This window comes from Leucobacter sp. UCMA 4100 (genome assembly GCF_027853335.1).
Taxonomy (GTDB): Bacteria; Actinomycetota; Actinomycetes; order Actinomycetales; family Microbacteriaceae; genus Leucobacter_A.
This window is the reverse complement of the sequence record NZ_JAFEUS010000002.1, coordinates 1,254,750-1,279,417: the sequence shown is the minus strand read 5'-3', so window position 1 is coordinate 1,279,417 and position 24,668 is coordinate 1,254,750. Positions and strand designations below refer to the sequence as shown.

Below are 24,668 nucleotides of genomic sequence, written 5' to 3'. Positions count from 1 at the left end.
CCATGCAGCAGTACCACGCCGTCGTGCGAAACATTCTTGCGAACAACGTCACGATTGACTCGGGCGACCGGGTGCTCGTGCTCTCTGACCGCAGCACCGAGCCCGTCGCCTCGAAGTTTCTCGACGGGCTGCTCGCGAACGACGTGCACGCCCAGCTCTTCATCATGGCCGACCGCGAGAAGTCAGGCGAGGAGCCGACCCCTGAGGCGCTCGAGCACATTCTCGCCTTCGACGCGACGTTCTGCCTCACGAAGCACTCGCTCACGCACACCTCGGCGCGCAAGCAGGCGGTCGCCGCTGGCAAGCTTTTCGTCACGATGCCCGGTATCACCGAGTACATTCTCACCGAGGGTGCGATGACCGCCGACTCCGTTCGCGTCGAGCGCGAAACGATCGAGATGGCCGAGAAAATCACCCGGGCGAGCGCCGCCATCATTCACTCGGGCGGCGGGTCGCACCGGTTGAGGGTTCCGCTGGAGGGGCGCGACGGCATCGCGAGCACCGGGGTTTTTCGCGGCAAGGGCGTCGGCGGAAACCTGCCGAGCGGTGAGGCATACGTCGCCCCCGTCGAATATGCCGTTTCGGGAACACTCGAGGTCAACGGCTCCATCGCAGGCATCGGCCTCGTCGACGAGCCGGTCGTGCTCGAGGTACGCGAGGGTCGCCTTGAGAGTGCCAGCGGATCGCAGGGCGCGCGTCTTCTCGAAATGCTGGGCGATGGGCTTGGTCGCCAGGTCGCCGAGCTCGGCATCGGTACGAACCACGCCGCGGGGGTGATCGGCGACATTCTCGAGGACGAGAAGGCCTACGACACCATTCACATTGCGTTCGGCTCGAACAACACCTTCGGCGGAACGATCGCTGCCGGCGTGCACATCGACTGCATCGTCGCCGGGCCGACCGTGGAGTGGGTGTGATCGTGTCGGGGTGTGATGACGGGCTCGGCGGCGGCGCTTCGGCGGCTCTGGCTGGCGCGACGACGGCTCCTGCGGCATCGGTTGGCGCGACAGCCGATGCGGTTGCCCATGCCGCGACCTATGACCGCCACAGTGGGCCACTCGAGTTCGAAGCCGAGGCACTCGGCTCGCCAGACCTCATCGAGGCGCAACTACGCAAGTCGCTGCATCGGGTCGAGAAGGGCCTGAGCCTCGCCAAGCCGAGGCGGCCCTTCGGGGAATCGATCGAACGGGACCTCGTGCAGCTCTTGCGTGTTGCACGTGAAACGGTTGGCGGCGGGGAATCGCTCGAATCGGCCATCGCGCAGGCCGAGCGGGCGCTGACGTCGCTGCGCCTGTGGAACGAAAGCGGCCAGCTCGACGATCTGAGCGGCCGCCCGACCCAGGTCGCTGGCCCCTTCACGGGTGCTGCGCGCGACGCGGTCAAGAGCTTCTTCGAGGGCCGCAACTCGACCCGCAGTTTCGCGGCGGGCAAGCCCGTGAGCGACGCCGATATGAACGCTGCGATCGAGACCGCGCTCGCGAGCCCCTCGGTGTGCAACCGTGCGACGGGCCGCGTGCACCTTTACCACGGCGCCGAGATGGTGGCGAAGCTCTTCGCCCTGCAGCAGGGCAACCGTGGCCTCGACGGGGTCGAACACGTCGCGATCGTCACGACCTCGCTGCCGATGTTTACCGGAACCGACGAGTTCGTACAGCCCTGGATCGATGGCGGCATCTTCGCCATGAACCTCGTGTGGGGTTTCGAGCAGCGCGGAATCGCGACCTGCTCCCTCAACTGGTCCATGCCTCACGCGGCATCTACCGAACTGCGCGCCGTCGCGGGCATTCCCGAGGACGAGCTCGTCATCACGCTCATCGCGTTCGGCCACCCGGCGGGCGACCTGCGGGTGACGGCCTCCGAGAAGCCGCCGCTCGACACGGTGGTGACGCGGCACCCGTAGGTGCGGGTTGCTGACGGTTGCTTTCGCGGTTGCTGTCGCTGCCGCTGCTACCGCCGCTGCTCCCCCTGTCGCTGCACGTCGTTTTTGCGCTTACTTGACGAAAAGAAGGGTGTTTGCGCGAAAACACCCTGCTTTCTGTCAAGTAGACGGCTCGAGCGGCCGCAGAGGCGCCCCCATGCGCTGAGCGGCACTCCCCTCGCGCGCGGTGGCATTGCAGCGCGGCCCGGCACTGCCGCAGGCGATCCACTTGACGAAAAGTAGGGTGTTTCTGGCGTTACACCCTGCTTTCTGTCAAGTAGACCGGCTGCCGGGCGAACGAGCCACAATACGGCCCCAGCGCGGCCTCGATCATGCCACGAAGCGCGAAGACGGCCGACAAACAGCGCCAAGCAAACCCCTCAAGCGGCGGATCGCCGACAGCCACAGCCCCTAACCGCGACAGCCCGGCCAGCCCAGCCCGGCCAGCCCAGCCCGGCCAGCCCAGCCCGGCCAGCCGCCAGCCCGACCCAGAGCCGGCCAACCCGGCCTCACCCCACAAACACGGGGCTCACCGGCTCGCCCGTGCGGCGGCCGCGCTCGTCGAGGCGCCAGCCCATGCGCTTGATGAAGCGCACCGTGATCGAGCTTTCGGCGATCGAGAAGCCCGGGATGTGTTCGATGAGGCGGCGCTCGGCCTCGAAGATCTCTTCGGGGGTGCGCACCCAGAGTACGAAGGTGAAGTTCGTTTCGCCGGTGGTCGAGGCGCAGAAGCGCAGATTTGGGAAGCTGCGCAGCGCGGCGGCTGCGGCGGTGTGCTGCTCGGGTGAGAGCCAGCAGAACCACTGGCTGCTGATGGGCTGGCCGAGCAGTTCGGGAGCGAGGTCGCAGCGCAGGGTGACTTTGCCCGAGAGCAGCAGCCGTTGCATGCGGCGAGAGATGGTGCTCGGGTGGGTGCCGAGTGATTCGGCGATGTCGGCGACGGTGGCGCGGCCGTCGCGGTGCAGGTAGGGGGTCAGTTCGCGGTCGCCGTCGCGCAGGGGTGGGGGAGTGGCCGAGGTGTCGGTGCGGGCGAGCTGCACGAGTTGCTGGCGGGCGGTGTGGTCGAGGCTTCCGAGGCGCCACTCGTGGCCGTCGAAGTGCACGCGCGTGCAAATGATCGTCTCGTAGCGGGTGATGCCCGGCAGTTTTGAGATGCGCTCGTTGAGGCTCTCGAGGTAGCTCTCGAAGTCGGGGGTGAGCACGGTGAAGATGAGGTCCCAGTGCCGCGCCGGCTCCTCGATTGAGACGATCTCGGGAATCGCGATAGCCTCTTCGGTGAGGCGGTCGCGGTGCTCGGGTAGGCAGCGCACGGCGACGAAGGTGAGGGTTCCGGGGCGGTTGCGCCCGAAGGGTACGGCCGTGCACCAGGCGAGGCCACGGTCGGTGAGCCGCTGCCACTGCTGCGCGAGCATGAGGGGCGACGCCCCGAGCACCTGCGAGAGCTGCCGCCACGAGGCGCGCGGTGCGATCTGCAGCGCTCCGACGAGCTCGAGCGGGTCTGGGGCATGTTTCATATGTGCAAGAATATCGCGTTATTGCAAGAATCAATGCACGAATGCCCGCTCAAAGAGAAGCAAACGCAGGTTTATCGCATGACTAAGCCAGCGCTCTGCACCGGTTGAATAATGAAAGGAGCAAAAAGTCGCGTGGCCAACCGAGGGCCGCAGTTAGGAAGATCACCGTGGATTTCGTAGCGAGATCGCTTGAACTTGATGGCGCTTTGCGTGCACTGCGCCGCGATCTGCATCAGATTCCTGAGCAGGGGCTTTCCCTGCCACTCACGCAGCAGCGACTGCTCCAAGAACTCGAAGGCCTGCCCATCGAGGTGACGCTCGGCGAATCGCTGAGCTCGATCACGGCAGTGATCCGCGGCACGGCGGGCGAGAAGGCGGGCGCGACCGCGACCCCCACCCCAGCCCCCGCCGTGCTCCTGCGCAGCGACATGGACGCGCTGCCCGTCGTCGAAGAGACGGGCCTCGACTTTGTGAACCCCGACGCGACGAACATGCACGCGTGCGGCCACGACCTGCACATGACCATGCTCGTGGGCGCGCTGAAGCTGCTCGCCGAGCACCGTGACGAGCTCGCGGGCGACGTCGTGTGCGTCTTCCAGCCGGGCGAAGAGGGCTTTGACGGCGCGCAGCACATGCTCGACGAGGGCCTGCTCGAGATCACGGGCGCGAAGCCCGTGGCCGCCTACGCGCTGCACGTCTTCTCGTCGCACATCGAAAGCGGCCGCTTTCTCGTGCGTCAGGGCGCGATCATGAGTGCCTCAGATACCGTGCGCATGGTCGTTCGCGGTCACGGAGGGCACGGATCCGCACCGCATCAGGCGATCGACCCCATCACCGCGAGTGCCGCGATGGTGAGCGCGCTGCAAACGATGGTCACGCGCCGCTTCGACGCCTTTGACCCGGTCGTGCTGTCGTTCGGCATGTTTCGCGGCGGATCGACCGAGAACGTCATTCCCGAGAGCGTCGAGATGCTCGCGACCGTTCGTACCTTCAGCGAGAAGAACCGTGAGCTCATGCGCAGCGAGGTCGTGAAGGTGCTCGAGGGCGTGGCCGACGCGCACAGCGTCACGATCGACATCGACTACGAGATGCTGTACCCCGTCACGAAGAACGACGCCGACGAGGCCGATTTCGTCGCGGGAACCGTTGCCGAGCTGTTTGGCGACGAGAGTCTCGAACGGCCGAAGCAGCCGCTCAGCGCCTCAGAAGACTTCTCGAAGATGCTCGAGCACGTGCCCGGTGTCTTCATTCCGCTGGGGGCGACTCCCGAGGGCGTTGACCTCGAGACGGGCCCCTACAATCACGCCGCCGGCGCGCAATTCGACGAGGCGGTGCTCACGAGGGGCGCGGCCCTGCTCGCCACGCTCGCCGCTCGCCGCCTCAACCCACCTGCTTAATCCCTGCAACGAAGCACCGTAAGGAACATGATGACCACCACCCACGACACGACCGACGGCACGCACGGTCACTACACTCCTGCCGAGCGACGCACCGTGCGCAAAAACCTCGTCGGCATCGGCATGGGCAACCTGCTCGAGTGGTACGACTGGAATGTCTACGCCTCGTTCACGATCTACATCGCGGCCCACGCGTTCAACGATGCCGACCCGGCCTCGGCTCTGCTCTCGACCCTCGCGATCTTCGCCGTTGGCTTCATCGCCAGGCCCTTTGGCGGGTTTGTTTTCGGGTGGATCGGCGACCGCAAGGGCCGCAAATACTCGATGACCCTCGCGATCGTTCTCGCCTCGTTCGGCAGCCTCGCGATCGCGCTGCTCCCGTCGTACGAGACGGTTGGCGCGTGGTCGTCGCTCATGCTGCTGCTCGCCCGACTGCTGCAGGGCCTCGCCCACGGTGGCGAGCTGCCGTCGTCGCAGGTGTTCCTCTCTGAGGTCGCGCCCGCGAAGCACCGCGGCCTGTGGTCGAGCTGGATTTACGTTTCGGGCACCACCGGCATTCTCGCGGGCGTGCTGCTCGCGGCCGTACTGAACCTGACCCTCACGGCCGAGCAGCTCAACGCGTTCGGCTGGCGCATTCCCTTTGCGATTGGCGCCGTTGCTGGCCTCTACACGCTGTACCTGCGCCGCAACATGGAAGAGACCGAGGCGTTCACGAACATCGAGAAGTCGGGCGCCCCGAAGCGCAACATCTTCTCGCAGATCTGGGAGCACCGCCTCGGTGCCCTGCAGGTCATCGGCCTCACGATCGGCATCACCGTGGCCTACTACGCCTGGGCCATCAACGCCCCGACGTACGCCAACACGCAGCTCGGCATGGATCGCGGCCTGACCCTCTGGGCGGGCGTCATCGGCAACATTGTGCTCATCGTGTCGCTGCCGCTGTGGGGCATGCTGTCTGACCGCTTCGGTCGCAAGCCCATCATGATCATCAGCGCTGGCGCTGCGCTCGTGCTCTACCTGCCCATTCAGGCGTGGTTGCGCAACGACTTCCTCGTGCTCGTGCTCAGCGTCTCGCTCATGTCGGCGATTCTCGCCGGAGCGCTCGCGATCATGCCAGCCATGTTCTCAGAGCTCTTCCCGCCCGAGGTGCGCACCTCAGGCATCGGCTTCCCGTACGCCCTCGCGGTCGCGGCCTTCGGCGGCACCGCCCCCTACATTCAGACCTACGCCTCGGGGCAGGACTACAACTGGTTCCCGCTCTACACGATGGCGCTGCTCGTGATCACCCTCATTACGGTGTTCACGGTTCCTGAAACGAAGGGCAAGCACCTGGGTTAAGTTTGTGTGTTCTTGCGCGGGAAATGGATTCTGTGCCGCGTGTTTGTGACGCAGATGAAGCCTCGACTCGTAGACAGAAGATCGACAGGTGTATATGATCCCTAATTGGACGTATGTCGTTTAATCTAAGGAGATGCATTGTCCAATATTTCTTTCGCACCGGGCGAGACGAATGTAAAGTCGTCTAAATTCAGCCCCTCGGTCATTATGTTTTGGCTCAAGACTGAGATCGCGGTCACCAACACACGGGTGGTTTCAAAGGCCCCGAATACGTTGTTCGGCCTTATTCCACTGGGATATAAAGACAGTACCTACCCGCTGAAGAACGTCGCGGGTGTTGGGGTTGAGGTTAAATTTTCTGTCGCCCGTGCGCTGTTTGGCATCATCTTCCTTATTGTCGGAGCAAACTTCACCAACAACTTTTTCGGTTGGGTGCTCATTATCCTGGCGCTCTCGATGATCCTGAACGCTCTGAATGCATCGCTGAAGATTCAGAATAACGGCGGCAGCACGAGCGAGATTAAGGTATCGATTCTTGAAAAATCGAAGCTGGAAGACCTTCGCGATGAGATCAATCACCGCCTTTTTGCTGACCACGACCGCCTTCGTCATGACGAGGCAATGAACGTCAGCAATGCTTCACTTCAGGCCCAGCACGCACAGCTTTTGCTGCAGCAGCAACAGCAGATGCATCAGCAGAACCAGCAGAACCAGCAGAACCAGCAGGGCCAGCAGCAACCCCCACAAACCCCATAGGGGGCCGTTTTCGCCGTGTAGTAAGGCTGTGTCAGTCTGCAAACATCAGATGCCAGGTTGATCTGTCTGCCCCGCCTCTGCACTCACCCCGATGCGCCGCATGAGGGCGGCGACGTCGGGGTGTTTGCGTTCGCCGCTCGTGAGGTCTGCGACGACGCGCTCGTGCACGTCGGCGGGCATGTCTTGGCTGAGCTTAAACATCGCGCTCTCGGTTTCGACCTCGATGGTGAAAGCGACGATCCCCGGCAAAATCTTCTCGTAGATCGGGAACGAGGGGCTCTGCTCCCACGGCTCCGAGCGGGCGCTCTCGAAGTGCGAGACCGTCTGCTTCACGACGTCGAGGCTCAGCGCATCGTCTTCGATGATCGTGACCTTGCCCGTAAGGTGCACGGTCGCATAGTCGAGGGTGGGCACCGCGTCGGCGAAGCCGTAGTTGCTCGGCGAAACGTAGGCGTGCGAGGTGCTGAACGCGAGCAGCGTCGAGGGGTTCTCGGCGAAGAGCTGCCAGTGCGGGTTATCGCGGCCCATGTGCCCCCACAGGGTTTCGCCCACGAAGGTGCCCTGCGGCTCAAAGCCCGGCTGAAACACGATCGGAACGTGCGTGGCAACCGGCGCCCCCGCGGTCGAGGTCGCGACGATGGCGAAGGGGTTGGCGCGCACAAACTCAACAATCGCTTCGCCAGAGGGGGCAATGTAGCTGGGGTAGGTGTGCACGCTGTTCTCCTTTGGCCGTTGCACACACAGTGTAACTCGCGGCGGGGGCCTGCCGTGCGCGCAATACCTCGCTCGAAAGGCAGGCCCCGCCCCGGTTACTCGCCGCTGAGCCTGCGTGCCCGAACGACGACGTCGCGCAGTTCAACGCTCGCCCCACCGGGGTGTGCGGTGCGGGTGTGCTCGGTGCTCGTCTCGATGGTCCAGGCGGCCTCCGCAAACAGCCCCGTGATGGCCTCTCGCGTGACGGTAGCTTCGTGCGGATGCTGAGCGTGTTGCGCCTCACCCGCGTGCTCGCTCGCCGCGTGCCCGACGATGAGCAGCGTACCGCCCGGCGCGACCCACGAGGCCAGCCGCTGGTACAGCGCGAGCTGGCCGATCTCGGCGTGCGCGTAGCTCGTGACCACGAGACTCCAGGTACGGTCGGGGTTCCAGCGTGAGAGGTCGGCTTCGATCCACTCGATGGGGGTCGTGGGCCCGGCCACTGCCTCGTGCCGTCTCGCCTCGTCGAGTGCGCTCGCCGAAATATCGGCCGCAGTCACGCGCCAGCCCTGCCTCGCGAGCCACAGCGCCTCGGCACCAGCCCCGCACCCCGCGTCGAGGGCGGTGCCCGGGGTGAGCTGCGCCGTCTCGGTCGCGAGATACGGGTGTGGCGTCGGGGCTCCCCGGCTCTCGCGCTCGGCCCAGTGCCGCTGCCAAAAGTCGCGGTCGAAGTCGGTCACGAGGCAGCCCCCGCAGCGACCGCCGCGTTGGCGCGGGCGAACACCATCTCGGTGTTCAGCGTCATGGCGACGCGCCCTGCCTGCGCGGCCGATTCGCTCACCTGCGTGGTCGGGTTCGCGACGTTGCCCGCCGCCCACACGCCCGCGACCGAGGTGCGCCCCGCCTCGTCGGTCGTGACGGCGACGCCCATGGGGTTCTCGGTGACGTCGAGGCCGAGCGGCTCAAGCCCCTCGAGCCTAGCCCTCGCAAACGTCGGAACCGCCAGTGCGTCAGCCCCCAGCCGCCCACCGCTTGCCAGCAGGGCCCCGGTGATGCGATCATCGGCGACCTCGACGCGCGAGACCGTGTCGGTCACGACGTCGATGCCGAGGGCAGCGAGCATCTCGAGGTCGTCGCCGCCGAAGCTGAGCCCGCTCGTCACGAGCGTCACGTGTGCGCTCCACTGGTGAAACAGCATGGCCTGCTTGGCCGACATGGGTCCGGTCGCGATGAGAACGATGCGTTGATCGCGAATCTCCCAGCCGTGGCAGTACGGGCAGTGCACGACGTCGCGCCCCCACCGGGCCGCGAGCCCCTCGATCTCGGGCAGCTCGTCGCGCGTTCCGGTCGCGATGATGAGTTGCTGTGCGACGACGCGGGCCCCGTCGCCAAGCTCGACGGCGAACCCGCCCTCTTCGAGGCGCTCGGCCGACCGAACCTCGGCGTGCGCGATCGTCGCCCCGTACGCCGATGCCTCGGCACGCCCCTTCTCGAGCAACCGCAGCGGATCGACCCCCTCATTTCCCAGCAGGCCGTGCGCCGCGGCCGCCGGTGCATTGCGTGGCTGGCCGTGATCAACGACGATGACGCTGCGACGGGCCCTCGCGAGCGTGAGGGCGGCGCTGAGCCCGGCCGATCCGCCGCCGAGAATGGCGACCTCGTACTCGCGGGTTTCGTGTGGGTGGTGCATGGGGGCTCCTTGTGTTGATCGATGGCTTTGCTTGGTCGGTCTCGGGTGACTGGTCAGACACCGAGTCTCGCGGTCTCGGTGCGATTTGGCAAACATATTTGCCGAATGGCAATATGGAGGAATGAATAACACCGCCGACGAAACCCTCGACACGGTTGGTCCGAGGCTCAAGAACCTGCGCCTGCGCCGCGACGTGACCCTCGTGGCGCTCGCCGAAGCGACCGGCATCTCGGCCAGCACCCTCTCGCGCCTCGAAGCCGGGGTGCGCCGCCCAACCCTCGAGCAACTGCTGCCGCTCGCCCGGTACTACGGCGTCACCCTCGACTCACTCGTCGACGCCCCGCGCACCGCAAACCCGCGCATCGACCTGCGGCCCATGACGATTGATGGCGGTGCGATTGTGATTCCGCTGACCCGCCGCCCCGGAGGCGTGCAGGCCTACAAGTTCGTTCTGCCCGCCGGCAACGACGACGAAGTGCCCGAGCCGCGCACCCACGAGGGCCACGACTGGGCCTACGTGCTGAACGGCACCCTACGGCTCGTGCTCGGCGACCAAGACCTCAGGCTGCAAGCCGGCGAGGCGGTCGAGTTCGACACCCGCACCCCGCACTGGTTCGGCGCCACGAGCGCCGGCCCGGTCGAGTACCTGAGCCTCGTGGGGCGGCAGGGGCAGCGGGCGCACGTGCGGCCAGCCATCGGCGGGCCGGCGGGTGAGTTGCCGGGTGGGCCGGCGGGTGAGCCGGCGGGCGAGGTGCCGGGCTGATCCGCTCGGTTGTGCTCGCTTGGCGACTGTCGGCTGCCGCTCGCAGCACCCCTGTCTGCGATTTCTCGGCCTACTTGACGAAAAGCAGGGTGTTCAGCCAGAAACACCCTGCTTTTCGTCAAGTAGACCCCGAACTCTGCCTTTCTAATACCCCGAAAGCTAGCTAAGCTACTCGAAGCATAGACGGGGGTTTTAACGGGGGTCAGTCGTCGCTGACCGGCGCCCGCTTCGTCGCCATAGTTGTCGCTTATAGGGGAAGAGCAGATCAACATGAAACAAACCATGGGTCGCACGTCAGGGGTTCAACGAACCAAAAGAACTGCTCGAAGAGCTCTCCAAGTAGCAATGGCTAGCGCGCTCGCGAGCCTCTTGTTGCTCCCGGGCTTGCTGGCTCCGGCACCGGCGCAAGCTGCCCCACGCGTGGTCACACTGCCCTGGAGTTACGATAGTTTCTACGGCGAATTCGTGGAAGACACCGATGTCAAGATTCCTGGCGGGGTTGAAGAGGTCAAGGTTCTTGCCGAATCTGCCTCAGGTGGAGACGGCGCCGCGGTGAAAAATGGTGGTAGCGGCGGTAAGGGCGGTGCAGGCTACCGCGGCTATCTCGACGCATGGAACCCGCAAACGTTGCCCGTCGAGCCTGGTGGGGTGCTTCAGGTGCGCGTTGGCAAGAAGGGGGAGGACGCTCGGGGTGATCGCGGCGGCAAGGGCGGTTCGGGAGGCGTCGCTGGTGGCAACGGCGGCAATGGCTTTAACAAGGGAGGCGGTGGCGGCGGTGGCGGCGGATCAACGAGCATCACCTATCTCAAGCCAAATGGCACACAGGGTTGGTTTTTTGAGCTCTCTGGCGGCGGTGGCGGCGGTGGCGGATCATCCGACTACCCCAATGTCCCGCTTCACGGCGGAGACGGAGCCGTTGCTGGCAAAGCTTCGTCGAATGGAAAACCAGGGTCTAACCCACATAACGCATACATAAACTGCGCCTATGACTCAGAGACGAAGCATGGAACGACCTTCGCCGGCAACCAGGGTATGTCGGGTGGCGGTGGCGGCGGCGGGGGCAGTAGGAATTCCTACGGCTGCGGCGGGCACAGCGTGCAAGATTCGAGCGGTGGTGGTGGATCGGGTAGTGCTTTCATCTCGAGTGATTCAGAAATGATTGATAACGCACTGCGCTTTGACGATTACGATGGAACAAGCGGCAACGGCTGGGTTTGGATTAGCGCAGAGCCCACTTCAGTGGTCAGTCTCGATACCAGTAAAACGAACCTGTGCGTAGGCAATGAGCAAACCGTCGATATTGTTGTCAAAAATGATAGTGGTGCGGCGCAGCCCCTGCTGCTTCTGAACCTTTGGCTTGAGTCGCCGGGTAAGGAAAAGAAACTCGTGCTGAGCAGACACTTTGGTGCTGTTGTCGAGACGCACAGCCTCGGTGATCTGCCGATTGGCAAGCACAAGGCGAGCATCGAGATGAAGCCTGATTCGAGGGACTGGAACTTTCGAGGCGAAAACCTGGCGGCTGAATTGAACGTTATCGGCTGCGGTGAGGCAACTGAGACCGCGATCGAAGTCGCAGAAGATGGGCTGAAAGCAGCCCAAAAAACAACCGTTCAGGCTCACGTTCACACAGCGGCGGGGGCCCCGGTTCGTGAGGGGCAGGTCGCTTTTTGGGTCGCTCCCCCTGGAAGCGATGCAAACGAGCCCGAACCTTCAAACCGGCTGCTCGTCGCGGTTGGGCCTGACGGGGTTGCCTCGGCAGATATTGCACCACTGGGCCGAACAAACAGTTTTTACGCTGAGTATCTCGGCAGCGAAAACTTTTCGGGTTCTCTCGACAGTGTCGACCGAAAGGCTGCGGCCAGGTGGAAAACGGAGTTGAGCTTCACGCACCCAGAGACGATTCTGACTGGTAAAATGATTAAGTTTTCGATGCAGGCACGGGCTATCAAGAACCCTGGCGACCCGGTGTATTGGGGCGAAAACGATCGTGTCACGACACGGTTATCACTCGATATGGTGGGCCAGAAGACAGGCCACAGAGAGAACTACAAGGGTTTTTCGCTACCAAGCTTTAACCGTTCCGAGGGGGTCAGCTTTCTCAGCGCCAATGACCTGGTACTGCCAACTCCCGTCGATGTCTACGATTACACACTCAGTTTTTTGGAAGAAGACCCACTGTTTGATGCTGACCCGATACACGGCACCTTCACGATTGTTGAGCCCAGCAATAGTATCGATCTGGTTGTGCCCGAAACGGTAGAAGCGAGTGCAAGCGATGTGTTTGCCGAGGTTCTGGTGCAGTGGCAATCAGGCCTCGAACTCGCTGACGGTGAGGTATTCGTTGAGATTGACGGCGCCCCTGTCGAGAGTCAGGGCTTGACCAACGGGAAAGGCTCATGGCCGCTAAACACCGATGCGCTGGGCAAACACACGGTCACTGCAACGTACACGCACTCTGATGATAAAAGTGTGTTGAGCGCGAATGCAGAGTACGAGGTCACCAAGATTGAATCTGTGACGAAGCTTGCGCTTGATGAAGAAACGCTTGTGTACGGTGACGATGCACGCGTCACGGCACAGGTATCGAACGCTGTCCCGGCCGTGCAGCCTGAAGGCACCGTCACCTTCTATATAGACGACGAAGCCATCACTTCAGCTGCTCTGGAAGACGGTGAAGCAACGGCGACCTTCGAGGCAGGTCTTTTTGACCGGCTGGGAGATGTGGCGATTCACGCCGAGTTCACTCCCAGCGCCGAGTTGCCAATGGTTGGGTCAAAGTCGAGCGCACAGGTGCTCACGGTTGTTGCACGACCGACAACAGCGGCTGCAACCGCGCCCGAGTCGCTTACCTACGGCGAAGCACTGCGCGTTGAGGTTGCTGTTGATGGAGACGGGCTTGAGCCGAAGGGTACCGTGCTCTTCACCTCTGACGACGATCTTCGTGAAGAGGTAGAGGTGCGCGACGGCGTAGCAACCCTTGTGATCGATCGCCCAGGTGTTGCCCTTCACACGATCGAAGCCAAGTTTGTTCCGGCCATGGGGCACCCGCAGCTTGGCTCGGTGGCCAAGCCTGTGACGGTTGACGTGCAACCGAGAGCGACCGAGCTGACACTCGCTTCTGAGAGGCCCGCGCTCACCGTGAAAACGTCTGAAACGATGAGGGCTGAGGTCTCGACAGATCTCGACGGGGTAGTGCCAGAAGGCACGGTCATTTTTGAGGTCGATGGTCAGGAGGTGGCTGCCGAGCACGCCCCGAGCCGTGTTACTGGTTCAACGGCCGTGTTCGAAACAGACATCACCATCGACCTGGTGACCAATATCACGCTTTCAGCGCGCTTCGTGCCCGAGCCAGAATTTATCGAGAGCTCAGCCGAGGCAGTGCTTGCGGTGCAGCCTGTGCAGAGCGAAGTGACCTTGGCTCTGCACGGCCCTCTGACCTATGGAGAGAGCCTCTCATTGCTTATCGCGGCAACGACTCCCGAATCTGACTGGGCAAAGGCGAGCGGTGCCATCACGGTGACGCTGAACGGTGAAGACATTTTCGAGCCGCATCTTAGTGAAGACGGTACGGCGACCATGCCGCTCGTGGGGCTTCCTGCTGGTGAGCACACTGTCGTTGTTGAGTACCCGGGCACCGACGACATCGCTGCGGCGTCGTTCAGTACGTCGTTTGTTCTGAAACGGGCTCAGAGCAGCGTTTTCGTCGAGATTGATCCCGCTGAGCTTGCTCTGGGCGAGCCCTTCTCTGTCACTACAACGGTGAATAGGAGCAGCCTCGGTTCATTGCCGAGGCTTGCGACGCTTCCCGCTGATGGCGACGTTGAGCTCTTCGTAGACGGAGTCTCGTCGGGTACCGTGACGCTGGTTGATGGGCAGGCCGAGGCGGGTCTTCCAGGTCTCTCTGGCGGTGCGCACGTCGTGACTGCGCGATATCTTGGCAACCAGAACCACGAGGCATCAGAAGCTCAGGTCGATGTTGAGGTTCGTTTGGCCGAGACTACTGTTTCGGTTGAGGCCGCTCCGGTCATGCTCGACGAGGGTGACACGACCGTCTTGACCGCAACTGTTGGCGGGCTGCTCGAAGGCTTTGACGTAACCGGAGCCGTGCAGTTCGTTGTCGACGGCAAGAACTTCGCAGAGCCCGTTGCTTTGACCAGTGGGTCGGCAGCCCTCACGGTGAAAGACCTCACGCCCGGAGCCCACACGGTCACGGCAGTGTTCAGCGGCGACGGTAACTACGAGGCCTCGGCCGCTGACCCGATTGAGGTGGCGGTTACGCCCGCGCCAGGCTCGAAAAGCCCTCTCGCTGGCGGAGGATCACAAAATACCAACGGCCAAGGTCACCTCGCTCACACCGGTGGGTCTCCCCACGAAGCGTTGCTGCTAGCCGCGGTGATGCTCCTAACTGGCGCTTCATTGCTGGTGGCGCGGCGCAGCTGGCTGACGCGCGGGCGGCGTTAGCCAGCTGCGCGGGAGTCGCTAGCCATCGAAGAACGGGGCGATGATCCGCCTTCTGGCTCTGGATCATCGCTTCAGCGTTCACTTGACGAAAAGCAGGGTGTTCAGCCAGAAACACCCTGCTTTTCGTCAAGTAGACCGCGTTCGGGCCCCGCGCTCGCGATCGGCCCGGTCCCCCGGCGATCGGCCCCGCCCCGGGACCCCGAAATCGCTCACGGCGCCCTCCGCGGCAGGCAGCCCACGCGCTACACTCAGCGAGAACGCCCACCGCCCTCCGCGCAGAAAGGAGACCACAATGCCCAGAGCGAAAAAACGGCGCAAAGCCGAGATTGTGGATCATCGCGCCAGAGAGGCAGGCCCGGCGCTGGCCGGCGCGAGCGGTGAGCCCGTACCCCGGCGCAGGCGAACTGTCACCGAGTACATCGAATATTCGATACGGTGGTCAGCTGCGTTCAACGGGCCCGGCGCTCGGGTGTGGCGCTGGGGTTTTGGAGTGGCCTCGGTGTACTTGATCTGCATACTCGCTCGAGCGCTCTGGTTTGGCCAGAGCTCGCACACTGCGTGGGCGTTAACGCTGTTGGGCATAATTTTCACCCCAATGACCCTGTTCACCTCCGTCATTCGTGCCGAGCCTCCTGGGCGAATGACCTGGAAGTTATTGCTCGTGAGTGGGCTGATGATCGCCCTCTCACCCATTCACACCCTCATCGATCGAGGCTGGGGTGGCGAAGCGTATTTGCCGACCGCGTTTCTGTACGGGCTCTCGGTTGCCCCCGGCGTGCTCACGCTCTGGGCGTTCGCGCTGCTCTTTATTGTCCCTGCGGTGCTCGGGCTGAGACGAACGCGACCGCAAAGCCCGAGCGAGGCGGCTGCCCACCAACCCTAGGGTTTTCGAGCGGTCACGACGATGCCGGTGACGCCGGTGAGTATGAGCGCGATGCCCGCGATGCCCCACCCGATGAGGCCCGCTCCGCCGGTCGTTGCAAGCGGCACCTTCGGGGCAGGGTCGTGCCCTGGCTTCGGAGTGACGGGGCCGGGCTTGGTAGGGTCGGGCTTCTTGGGATCAGGATCAGTCGGGTCAGGATCAGTTGGGTCTGGATCGACCGGATCTACCGGCGGCGTGACCGCCTTCTTGAAGCTCCAGGTGCCGGTGAAGGTGACGTCGGCTCCATCGATCGTGGCGGTCTCAGGCTGCCAGCCGGTGAATGACCACACCCCGGTCGCGATTTTCACCGAGGTGGTCGTGAGCGGGGTGGGCGTAACGGTGTTGCCCTGTGTCGCCATGACGCTCTCGGGAGCGAGGTCGAGAACCTCGTCGGGGAGCTCGGTCTCATCGGCGCTGACGAAGGTGTGCCGTACGGTGAATGTGGCGTCGGGGTCGACCTCATACACCCATGTTCCGGTGAAGCGCACGTTCGCGCCCTCGATGAGTGCTGATTCGGGCTGCCAGCCGGCGAAGATCCACACGCCTTGCCCGTCGCGCACGTTTGTCTCGGTCGGTGCGGTGGGGGTTGCCGTGGTTCCGTTCGTGAGCATCGTCTGGGTTGACGGCAGGAGGTCGGTTACCGCGGCCGGTAGGGTGCGGCCCGGGGTTCCGCTGACGAACGTGTGTTCGGCGTCGTAGGTTTGCGTCATTGTCAGGGCGACGTCGCTTCCAGTGGCGTCGAAGGTGATGGGCATCATGCTGTGAAAGAACGCATCCATTTTCATTTCGCCAGAGACATGTGGCTTGGTCATGATGAATGTTTTGCCAACTTCAAAGCTTGACTGCTTCACGTAAAAGGCCTGCGCTGGGGTGGTCAGGTGCAGCGACGTGGGCTGGTTTTCGTCGAGCTGCTTGCCAGTCACCTTGCTACCGTCGGGGTTGACGAGCGTAAAGTGGGCCGTGTATAGCCCGGTGGCATCGTCGTAGGCGACATCGCTGCAGCGAATGAAGGTTCCGAGCAGTGTTGACGGGTTTTGGGCTTCGATCTCGGCTTGCAGGGCCCCGCACTCAACGAAAGACGGGTCGCTCGAGACAACGCTCGAGTCGACGCGAAACGATATGTCCCATTCGCCGCTGAAGGTCTTGCCGTTCCACGCCGTTTCGGGGTCAGGTTTGCCGAATCCCCATGCGAGTTTGAAGAGTCTGTACGAAGACCACATTTTATCGAGCTTGAGATTGCCGCGGTAGGCAATCTGGTAGGAGTTGCCAGGGTCGTCGCCCTTCGCGGAGTCGTAGAGAAACTCGCTATCGCTGGTGATCTGCCCGCTGCCGTCAAGCGCATACGCGTCGGCGGTCACGTTGATGTCGACGGGAGTTGCGGCGCTCGCGGGGGCTGCAACTGCCAAGAGCAGGACAGCTCCCGCGAGGAGTGTCACGAAAAGAGTACTGAAACGTTTCACGGCTCATCCCCCTAGATGATCGTCTTGGGGCCAAGCTATCTCCGTTCGTGACTCAAGGCAATGGCTATAACCGACAATGACCGGAAAGTTTCGTTGGATGCGATTGACTACCGCGCGATGAGCAGCGGCCGCGCCTCGGGTGGCGTCCCGTCGCCAAAGGGCTCGCCGCCGAGCCGCTCGCGGTCGTGCGGATCGAGCCAGTTCGAAAGGTCGGGCCCCGCCGGAACGATCTGTGTCGGGTTCACGTCTTCGTGCGTGATGTAGTAGTGCTTCTTGATCTGTTCGAAGTCGATCGTGTCACCGAAGCCCGGGGTCTGGAAGAGGTCGCGGGCATAGCCCCACAGGTTCGGCATCTCGCTGAGCTTGTTGCGGTTCGTCTTGAAGTGCCCGTGGTAGACGGCGTCGAAGCGCGCGAGCGTCGTGAAGAGACGCACGTCGGCCTCGGTGATCGTGCCACCCATGAGAAATCGGCGGGTCGCAAGGCGCTCTTCGAGCCAGTCCATCGCGATCCACAGTCGGTTGTATGCCTCGTCGTAGGCGGCCTGCGTGCCCGCGAAGCCGCAGCGATACACGCCGTTGTTCACCTCGGTGAACACGCGCTTGATCACCGGCCACATGTCTTCGAGCTCGCCCTCTGGCAGCAGGTTCGGGGCGCCGTCGCGGTGAAACTCGCGCCATTCGGTCGAGAAGTCGAGCGTGATTTGCGGGTAGTCGTTCGTGACGACCTTGCCGCTTGCGCCCTCGACGATCGCCGGAACCGTAATGCCGCGCGGGTAGTCAGGAAACCGCTTGAAGTAGTTTTCTTGCAACCGTTCAGTACCCAGCAGCGGATCGCGCCCGCCATCGTCCAGATCGAATGTCCACGACCGTACGTCGTGCGTTGGGCCGGGCATGCCGAGTGAGATGGCGTCTTCGAGCCCGAGCAGGCGGCGCACGATGATCGTGCGGTTGGCCCACGGGCACGCGGCTGCCGCGATGAGGCGGTAGCGGCCCGGCTCAACGGGCCAGGCTTCGGCGCCCTCGCTCAGCCCGTAGCCGAGCGATCCGATGTTCGACTTCGGGGGCGCGGGCAGACGCTTCACTGCCTCGGGGTCGCGCACGATGCGGTCTTCGATGTAGTTCGTGTCGCGCGAGAACTCGTTTGCGCCGGTCACGTAGGCGCCCTTCGTTGAGAACTGGCCGGTCTCGGCTGTGGTGTCGGTCATGGTGGCGGCTCCTTCACGGCTCGGGCGAAATGCACGATCTCTCGGGTGTAACGCGTGCGGGGTGCGAAGTATTCCGGGCTCGGACGTTCCCGGCGACACTACCTGGCCATGCCCGACCAAACCCGCCCGCACCAAACCCGCCCGACCAAACCATTGCCTGATTTCTTGCCCATTTTCAGCGAAAAACCCTCGAAAGTGCTCGAAAATCAGGCAATGGTTGCCTGGGTGAGCCCGTGCGTCTCGGCGCGACGTCTGGTTCAATAGAGCGACCGCACCGCACCGCACCCGAAAGACCGGGTATTTCGCGCGAACCGTAGCGGCGAACGCTACGCGTCCGAGCCGGCCTCGGCGCCCGAGCCCGCACTGCCCGCAACCCGCGCCTCGAGCCCCTTAAAGTAGCTGCGCTTCGAGCGGCGCACGTGCAGCGCCATGAGGCGGCCCGCGGTCTCGGCGTCGCCCGCGTCGATGGCCTCGATGATCGTGTGGTGCTCGGGCCAGGAGCGGCGGGGGCGGCGCTCGGCGTCGGCGACGTAGAGGCGCTCGATCGTGCCGGCGATGGTGCGCAAGAGGAGGGCCTGCACGGGGCTTCCGGCTAGGGCGGCGACGCCCTGGTGAAAGCGCATGTTGAGGCCGGCCATGAGGTCGGTGCGGCCTGCGGCGAGGGCCGCGTCACCCTCGGCCAGAATCTCGGTGATCTCGGCGCGGGCCTCGGCCCAGTCGGGCGCGACCTCGGCGGTGCCGCCGTCGGCACTGCCGTCAGCGGCAGCCCCGCCAGCGCCTGGAGCCCGCCTGGCAGCCTTGCGGGCAATCGCCTTTTCGATCGCCTCCCGCACCTCGAAGAGGTCGGTCGCGTCTTCGGCGGGGAGCTCGCTCACGTGCGAGCCAGAGTAAAGCTTCGAGTCGACGAGGCCCTCTGACTCGAGGGCCCGAATGGCCTCGCGCACGGGAACGCGGCTCACGCCAAACTCGCGGCTGAGGGCGAGCTCGTTGAGGTGCTCGCCAGCCTGCAGCTCGCCGGTGATGATGCGCTGGCGCAGGGCGCCACGAACCCTCTCGACATTGCTCACGGTCACGGGCACTCCCTTGTTCATTGCGTGAGGCCGGCCGGGGTGCCGAGCTTCGCCTTGATGGCGTGGCTCGGCACCCCGCACGCGCCTAGGCGAAAAACGCCGCCCCGGGAATCGAGTCGAGCAACTGTGCGGTGTACTCGGTTTCTGGCGTTTGGAAAATAGTATCAACAGGCCCCGACTCGACGACGGCTCCCTGCTTCATGACGAGCACTTCGTGCGCGATCTGACGCACCACGGCGAGATCGTGCGTGATGAAGAGGTACGTGAGCCCGATATCGGCCTGCAGTTCGGCGAGCAGATCGAGAATCTGGTCTTGCACGAGCACGTCGAGGGCCGAGACGGCCTCGTCGCACACGACGAGCTGCGGGTTAATCGCGAGCGCACGGGCGATCGCGACGCGCTGGCGCTGGCCGCCCGAGAGCTGCGCGGGCCTGCGCTGCGCGACCGCGCGGGGCAGCGATACCTGGTCGAGCAGCTCGGCGACGCGGGCCCTGCGTGAGGCACGATCGCCGATGCCGAAGATGCGCAGCGGTTCGTCGATGAGGCGTTCGATGCTGTAGGTCGGGTCGAGCGAACCGAAGGGGTCCTGGAACACGGGCTGCATGCGCCTGCGCGCGGCCCGCATGCGGGCACCCTTCGCGGCGGCGATGTCTTCGTCGCCGAGGTGCACGGTTCCGCTCGTGGGGTATTCGAGCCCGAGCACCATGCGCGAGAGCGTCGTCTTGCCAGAGCCCGACTCGCCCACGATCGCCGTCGTGGTGCCGGGAGCGACGTCGAACGAGATGTCGTTCACGGCGCGCAGGGTCCCGCCACCGCCACGAATGCGGTAATCCTTGGTGAGGTTGCGCACGCGAAGCAGCGCGTCTTGCCCGGCGGCAGCACCGCCCGCGGCACCCGCGACCGCTTCCGGCTCGCTCAGCACCTTCGCCGCGTCATCGTCGCCGTCGCGTGAACCGTCGCGCACCGCGACGAGCGAGGGAGCCGCGTCGACGAGGCGACGGGTGTACTCTTCGCGCGGATCCTTGAGAATCTGCTCCGGAGTTCCCTGCTCAACAATGCGCCCGTGCCGCATCACGATGACGCGGTCGGCACGGTCAGCCGCGAGGCCGAGATCGTGGGTGATGAACAGGAGCGCGATGCCCTCGGCGTTGATGAGGGTTTGCAGGTGGTCGAGAATCTGCCGCTGCACCGTGACGTCGAGCGCCGAGGTGGGCTCGTCGGCGATGAGCAGCTGCGGGTTGCAGGCGAGGCCGATCGCGATGAGCACGCGCTGGCGCATGCCGCCCGAGAACTCGTGCGGGTACTGCCGCGAGCGGCGCTCGGCGCCGGGAATGCCCGCGAGCGACATGAGCTCGGTGACGCGCTGCTTGACGCCAGTGCGCGACAGGTCGCCGTGGCTCGCGGGGTGCGCCCGAATCGTGTCGGCGATCTGCGCGCCGACCTTCATGGTCGGGTTCAGGTTCGACATCGGGTCCTGCGGAACGAGGCCGATCTGTTCGCCACGAATGCTGCGCATGTCGCGCTCGCTCGCGCCCGTGAGCTCTTGGCCACGCAAGGTGATCGATCCGCCGCTTACTCGGCCGTTTGAAGCGAGCAAGCCCATGATCGCCGCTGCGACCGTCGACTTGCCCGATCCCGACTCGCCAACGATCGCGACGCGCTCGCCGGGAAAGATGTCGAGGTCGATGCCGTGCAGCACCTGGGTCTCGCCCGAGTCGGTCGTGAAGGCGACCGTGAGGCCGTCAACCGAGACGAGTGCGTCGGTGGCGTTCGTGTTAGCGTCCTGCTGCATAGCCCTGCGCTCCTCGGGGGTTAGCGGCGGCCTGAAGCTCGCCGGTTTCGGGGTTACGGCCCACGCTTGACAGGCGCCCGAGGGCCCAGTCGCCTGCGCGGGTGACCTTGTGGCCCATGGCCTCGAGGCGTTCGATGACCTCGGTGCCGAGGCGATCCTCGACGACCATGCCGCCCGGGGTCCAGGTACGGGGCCAGAACGACTCGGGAATCGAGGTGGTGTGCAGGGCGGGGGCGTCGATGGCCTCTTGCATCGTGTAGCCGCCCACGATCACGCGCAGCAAGAAAAGCAGCTGCCACTGGTCTTGCTGGTCGCCGCCGGGCGAACCGAGCGCCATGACGGGCTCGCCGTCTTTGAGCACGAGCGTCGGGGTGAGCGTCGTGCGGGGGCGCTTGCCCGGGGTGAGCGACGAGGGGCCGCCCGCCTCAAGCCAGGTCATCTGCAGGCGTGAGCCGAGGCAGAAGCCGAGCTCGGGAATCACGGGTGACGACTGCAGCCAGCCGCCAGACGGGGTCGCCGAGATCATGTTGCCGAAGCGGTCAACGACGTCGATGTGGCAGGTGTCGCCCTTCGTCACGCCGGTCTTTTGCACGGTCGGCTCGCCGACGCCAGCGATGCGCTCGCCGGCCGCGAGGGCAGGTGGCTGGTACTCGGTGCGAAGCGGGGGCGCGAAGGGGGTGAGACCCGGCACGATGCCGGGGCGGTACTCGGCCGAGGCGTCGTCGGTGATGAGGCTGCGGCGTGCGCCCGCGTACTCCTCAGAGAGCAGCACGTCGAGCGGAACCTCGTGATCGCCGTAGTAAGCCTCGCGGTCGGCGTAGGCGAGCTTTTGCGCCTCGATGATGCGGTGCGCCCCCTCGGCGGTCGAGGGGTCGATCTCGTGGTCGTCGAAGCCCGCGAGAATCTGCAGGGTCTGCAGGAGCGCCGGGCCCTGGCCCCACGCGCCCGTCTTGGCGATCGTGTAGCCGCGAAACTCGATCGTCACGGCGTCTTCGGTCGAGGCCCTGAAGGCCGCGAAGTCGTCGCGCGTGATGACGCCCGCGTGGTCGGTGCCCGATGAGTGGCGGTGCGGGGCCTTCACGAACTCGGCAGCGGCCTCGGCGACGAAACCCTCGCCCCAGGCGCTGCGTGCTGCCTCGATACGCTCTTCACGGCTCGCGCCCTCACCGAGCTCGGTGCCGGCGGCGACGAGGCGGTCGAGCGTGCGGGCGTAGGCCTCATTGCGAATGATCGCGCCGGGCTTCGGTGCCTCACCGTCTTCGAGCCACAGCGCTGCCGAGCTCGGCCAGTGCTCGAGAAACAGCTCGCGCACGCTCTCGATCGTGGTGCTCACGCGGGGCAGGGCGGCGTGGCCGTCGCGGGCGTAGCCGATCGCAAAGGCGAGCACGTCGCCGAGCTCCCAGGTGCCGTGCTCTTCGAGCAGCAGCAGCCAGGCGTCGACAGCGGCGGGCACCGCGGTCGCGAGGGCGCCCGATCCGGGAACGAGCTCGAGGCCCTCGCCGAGGTAGTGCTCGGCGGTCGCGCCAGCGGGTGCGGGGCCCTGGCCCATGAGCACGCGCGGGCCCTGCTCGTCGCTCGCGTCGAAGAAGACGCCGGTCATGTCGCCGCCGGGGCCGTTCAAGTGGGGCTCGACGACGTGCAGCACGAAGGCACCTGCGACGGCAGCGTCAAAGGCGTTGCCGCCGCGCTCGAGCACGGCCTGCGCCGATGCGGTCGCGAGCCAGTGCGTTGAGGCGCTCATGCCAAACGAGCCGTTGAGCGTCGGGCGGGTGGTGAATTCAGCGGGTGGGGTGAAACTCATGTCGGTTACTTTCTCGCGCTCGACGGATCGAGCGCGTCACGAAGGGCGTCGCCAAAAAGGTTGAAAGCGAGGCAAATGATCATGATGGCGAGGCCGGGGAAGACGGCCGCGCTGGGTGCGCGGAAGATGTACTGCTGCGCGTCAGAGAGCATGATGCCGAGGCTCGACCCGGGAGGCTGAATGCCGAGGCCCAGGAACGAGAGAATGGCCTCGCCAATGACGGCGACGGGAATGATCACGGTGGCCTGCACGATGATCGCCGAGGTGATGTTCGGCAAGACGTGCCCGCCGAGAATGCGGAACGGCTTCGCGCTCATGGCCTTCGCGTTCATGACGAAGTCGAGCTCTTTGACCCTGAAGGTTTCGGCACGAACGACGCGGATCATCGTGGGTATCTGCGCAATACCGAGCGCGATCGCTGCATTGCCGAGGCTGGCGCCGTTAATGGCGGCGAGGCCGACGGCGATGATGAGGAAGGGGAAGGCGAGCATGACGTCGGTCAGACGCGAGACGATCGCGTCGAGCCAGCGCCAGTAGCCGGCGAGCAGCCCGAGGGGTGCGCCGACGACGATGGCGAGGGCGACCGAGAGCAGCCCCACCTGCACCGAGGCCTGGGTTCCGTAGAGAATACGCGAGAGAATGTCGCGGCCGAGGTCGTCGGTTCCAAGCGCGAAGCCGACGGTTCCTGGTACCTGGAACGGGGTGTCGAAGTGCACCTCTGCCGGGTCATAGGGCGCGAGCAGAGGCGCGAACACCGCGACGATGAGCACGATGACGAGTAGCACGCCGCCGGCGAGGCCGAGGGGGCTGCGCTTGAGCGAACGCCAGATGCGGCCGCGATCTGAACCGAGATCGTCGGTGAGTGCGAGCGCCGCGGTGCTCGGGGGCATGGCCTGGCTCATGCCAGTGCGTGAAGATTTCGAGGCCATTACTTCCTCCCTCCCACGCGAATGCGGGGGTTTAAGACCGAGTAGAGCACGTCTACGGCGAGGTTAATCACAATGTACGCGAGGGTCACGACGAGCACGACGGCCTGAATGACCGGGTAGTCGCGGGTGAACACCGCGTCGAGGGTGAGCTTGCCGAAGCCCGGCAAGCCGAAGATGCGCTCGGTCACGACCGCACCAGAGATGAGGCCGCCAAGCTGCAGGCCCACGATCGTCATGACGACGATGAGCGAGTTGCGCAGGCCGTACCTGAACAGAATGCGAAAGCGGCCGAGGCCCTTCGCGCGGGCGGTGCGCACGTAGTCAGAGCCCATCGACTCGATCATCGAGGCGCGCGTTTGGCGCATGATGACCGCGGCGAGGCTGATGCCAAGAATGATCGCGGGCAGCGTCAGGTAATAGAGCCCCGTGATCGGGTTATTGAGCACCGGAACGTAGCCCGACGCGGGGAACCAGCCGAGCATGACCGAGAGGTACATGATCGCGAGAATACCGAGCCAGAAGTTCGGCACTGACAGGCCAACGATGGCGAAGATGTTCGCGATCCACTCGGGCCAGCGGCCGCGAAAACGCTCGGCGATGACGCCGGCGAGCACGCCGACGATCACGGCGATGACGATCGCGTAGGTCGCGAGCCAGAGGGTCACCGGCAGCGTCGCCCCGATGAGGTCGCTCACGGGTGCGCCGGTGCGCACCGAGTTGCCGAAGTCGCCACGAAACATGTTGGCGATGAACGCGAAGTACTGCACGATGATCGGCTTATCGAGGCCGAGCTTCTCGCGGGTTGCCGCGATCATCTCGGGGTCGGCCTCTTCGCCCGCCATCGCGAGCGCCGGGTCGCCCGGAATCATGCGAATGCCAACGAACACGACGATCGAGGCGAGCACGAGGGTGAGGGCCGACTGCCACAGTCGGTTGAGCAGGTATTTGGGCATGGCGCG

General features: G+C 64.7%; 19 protein-coding genes. 8 read left to right on the top strand and 11 right to left on the bottom strand.

Translation table 11 applies throughout. The annotated features are described in order from the left end of the window. Positions 1-2 precede the first annotated feature (2 nt). Both JSO19_RS06060 and JSO19_RS06055 read left to right on the top strand, forming a co-directional pair. Positions 3-917 (top strand): aminopeptidase, encoded by a 915-nt coding sequence (locus JSO19_RS06060; protein ID WP_270910413.1) that lies wholly within the window; start codon positions 3-5, stop codon positions 915-917. 2 nt (positions 918-919) lie between these two features. Beyond that, positions 920-1,900: a nitroreductase family protein gene (locus JSO19_RS06055; protein ID WP_270910412.1), complete on the top strand. Its 981-nt coding sequence runs from the start codon at positions 920-922 to the stop codon at positions 1,898-1,900. A gap of 527 nt (positions 1,901-2,427) precedes the next feature. Here JSO19_RS06055 and JSO19_RS06050 read toward each other — a convergent pair. Beyond that, positions 2,428-3,432, bottom strand: coding sequence for an Lrp/AsnC family transcriptional regulator (locus tag JSO19_RS06050; protein ID WP_270910411.1), 1,005 nt, complete (start codon positions 3,430-3,432; stop codon positions 2,428-2,430). Between the two features lie 167 nt (positions 3,433-3,599). On the opposite strand from JSO19_RS06050, the gene JSO19_RS06045 reads away from it, so the two are divergent. The 3 genes from JSO19_RS06045 (at position 3,600) to JSO19_RS06035 (ending at position 6,923) form a co-directional block, all read left to right on the top strand. Beyond that, entirely contained in the window at positions 3,600-4,829 is a 1,230-nt protein-coding gene (locus JSO19_RS06045) for a M20 metallopeptidase family protein (RefSeq protein ID WP_270910410.1), read from the top strand. 30 nt (positions 4,830-4,859) lie between these two features. Further along, positions 4,860-6,167, top strand: coding sequence for an MFS transporter (locus JSO19_RS06040; RefSeq protein ID WP_270912103.1), 1,308 nt, complete (start codon positions 4,860-4,862; stop codon positions 6,165-6,167). 138 nt (positions 6,168-6,305) lie between these two features. After that, on the top strand, positions 6,306-6,923 hold the full coding sequence (locus JSO19_RS06035; protein WP_270910409.1) for a hypothetical protein: 618 nt from the start codon (positions 6,306-6,308) through the stop codon (positions 6,921-6,923). Between the two features lie 45 nt (positions 6,924-6,968). Here the strand turns inward: JSO19_RS06035 and JSO19_RS06030 are convergent, their stop codons facing one another. The 3 genes from JSO19_RS06030 to JSO19_RS06020 form a co-directional block, all read right to left on the bottom strand. Then, positions 6,969-7,637 (bottom strand): FMN-binding negative transcriptional regulator, encoded by a 669-nt coding sequence (locus JSO19_RS06030; RefSeq protein ID WP_270910408.1) that lies wholly within the window; start codon positions 7,635-7,637, stop codon positions 6,969-6,971. 95 nt (positions 7,638-7,732) lie between these two features. Further along, positions 7,733-8,356, bottom strand: a complete 624-nt coding sequence (locus tag JSO19_RS06025) for a class I SAM-dependent methyltransferase (protein WP_270910406.1) — start codon at positions 8,354-8,356, stop codon at positions 7,733-7,735. Beyond that, complete coding sequence (locus JSO19_RS06020) at positions 8,353-9,306, bottom strand: NAD(P)/FAD-dependent oxidoreductase (protein WP_270910405.1); 954 nt, start codon at positions 9,304-9,306, stop codon at positions 8,353-8,355. The genes JSO19_RS06025 and JSO19_RS06020 overlap by 4 nt, the downstream gene beginning before the upstream one ends. Before the next feature lie 121 nt (positions 9,307-9,427). On the opposite strand from JSO19_RS06020, the gene JSO19_RS06015 reads away from it, so the two are divergent. The 3 genes from JSO19_RS06015 to JSO19_RS06005 all read left to right on the top strand — a co-directional run bounded on the left by JSO19_RS06015 (position 9,428) and on the right by JSO19_RS06005 (position 15,413). Beyond that, positions 9,428-10,069 carry a helix-turn-helix domain-containing protein gene (locus tag JSO19_RS06015; protein ID WP_270910403.1) on the top strand — a complete coding sequence of 214 codons (642 nt, stop codon included), beginning with the start codon at positions 9,428-9,430 and terminating at the stop codon, positions 10,067-10,069. Between the two features lie 465 nt (positions 10,070-10,534). Next, on the top strand, positions 10,535-14,530 hold the full coding sequence (locus JSO19_RS06010) for an Ig-like domain-containing protein (protein ID WP_270910402.1): 3,996 nt from the start codon (positions 10,535-10,537) through the stop codon (positions 14,528-14,530). A gap of 595 nt (positions 14,531-15,125) precedes the next feature. Continuing rightward, entirely contained in the window at positions 15,126-15,413 is a 288-nt protein-coding gene (locus JSO19_RS06005; RefSeq protein WP_270910401.1) for a hypothetical protein, read from the top strand. Here the strand turns inward: JSO19_RS06005 and JSO19_RS06000 are convergent. The 7 genes from JSO19_RS06000 to JSO19_RS05970 form a co-directional block, all read right to left on the bottom strand. Then, positions 15,410-16,912, bottom strand: coding sequence for an SHIRT domain-containing protein (locus JSO19_RS06000; protein WP_270910400.1), 1,503 nt, complete (start codon positions 16,910-16,912; stop codon positions 15,410-15,412). The two genes, JSO19_RS06005 and JSO19_RS06000, sit on opposite strands and share 4 nt — an antisense overlap. 107 nt (positions 16,913-17,019) lie before the next feature. Then, positions 17,020-18,117, bottom strand: a complete 1,098-nt coding sequence (locus tag JSO19_RS05995) for a glutathione S-transferase family protein (RefSeq protein WP_270910399.1) — start codon at positions 18,115-18,117, stop codon at positions 17,020-17,022. Between the two features lie 326 nt (positions 18,118-18,443). Continuing rightward, positions 18,444-19,190 carry a GntR family transcriptional regulator gene (locus JSO19_RS05990; protein WP_270910398.1) on the bottom strand — a complete coding sequence of 249 codons (747 nt, stop codon included), beginning with the start codon at positions 19,188-19,190 and terminating at the stop codon, positions 18,444-18,446. Positions 19,191-19,272: 82 nt separating this feature from the next. Further along, the gene (locus JSO19_RS05985; protein WP_270910397.1) at positions 19,273-20,979 is read right to left on the bottom strand and encodes a dipeptide ABC transporter ATP-binding protein; all 1,707 of its coding nucleotides are present in this window, start codon (positions 20,977-20,979) and stop codon (positions 19,273-19,275) included. Further along, positions 20,963-22,780, bottom strand: coding sequence for a gamma-glutamyltransferase family protein (locus tag JSO19_RS05980; protein WP_270910396.1), 1,818 nt, complete (start codon positions 22,778-22,780; stop codon positions 20,963-20,965). The genes JSO19_RS05985 and JSO19_RS05980 overlap by 17 nt, the downstream gene beginning before the upstream one ends. A 5-nt stretch (positions 22,781-22,785) precedes the next feature. Then, the gene (locus JSO19_RS05975) at positions 22,786-23,709 is read right to left on the bottom strand and encodes an ABC transporter permease (protein WP_270910394.1); all 924 of its coding nucleotides are present in this window, start codon (positions 23,707-23,709) and stop codon (positions 22,786-22,788) included. Continuing rightward, entirely contained in the window at positions 23,709-24,662 is a 954-nt protein-coding gene (locus tag JSO19_RS05970; protein WP_270910393.1) for an ABC transporter permease, read from the bottom strand. The genes JSO19_RS05975 and JSO19_RS05970 overlap by 1 nt, the downstream gene beginning before the upstream one ends. Between the last annotated feature and the right edge of the window lie 6 nt (positions 24,663-24,668).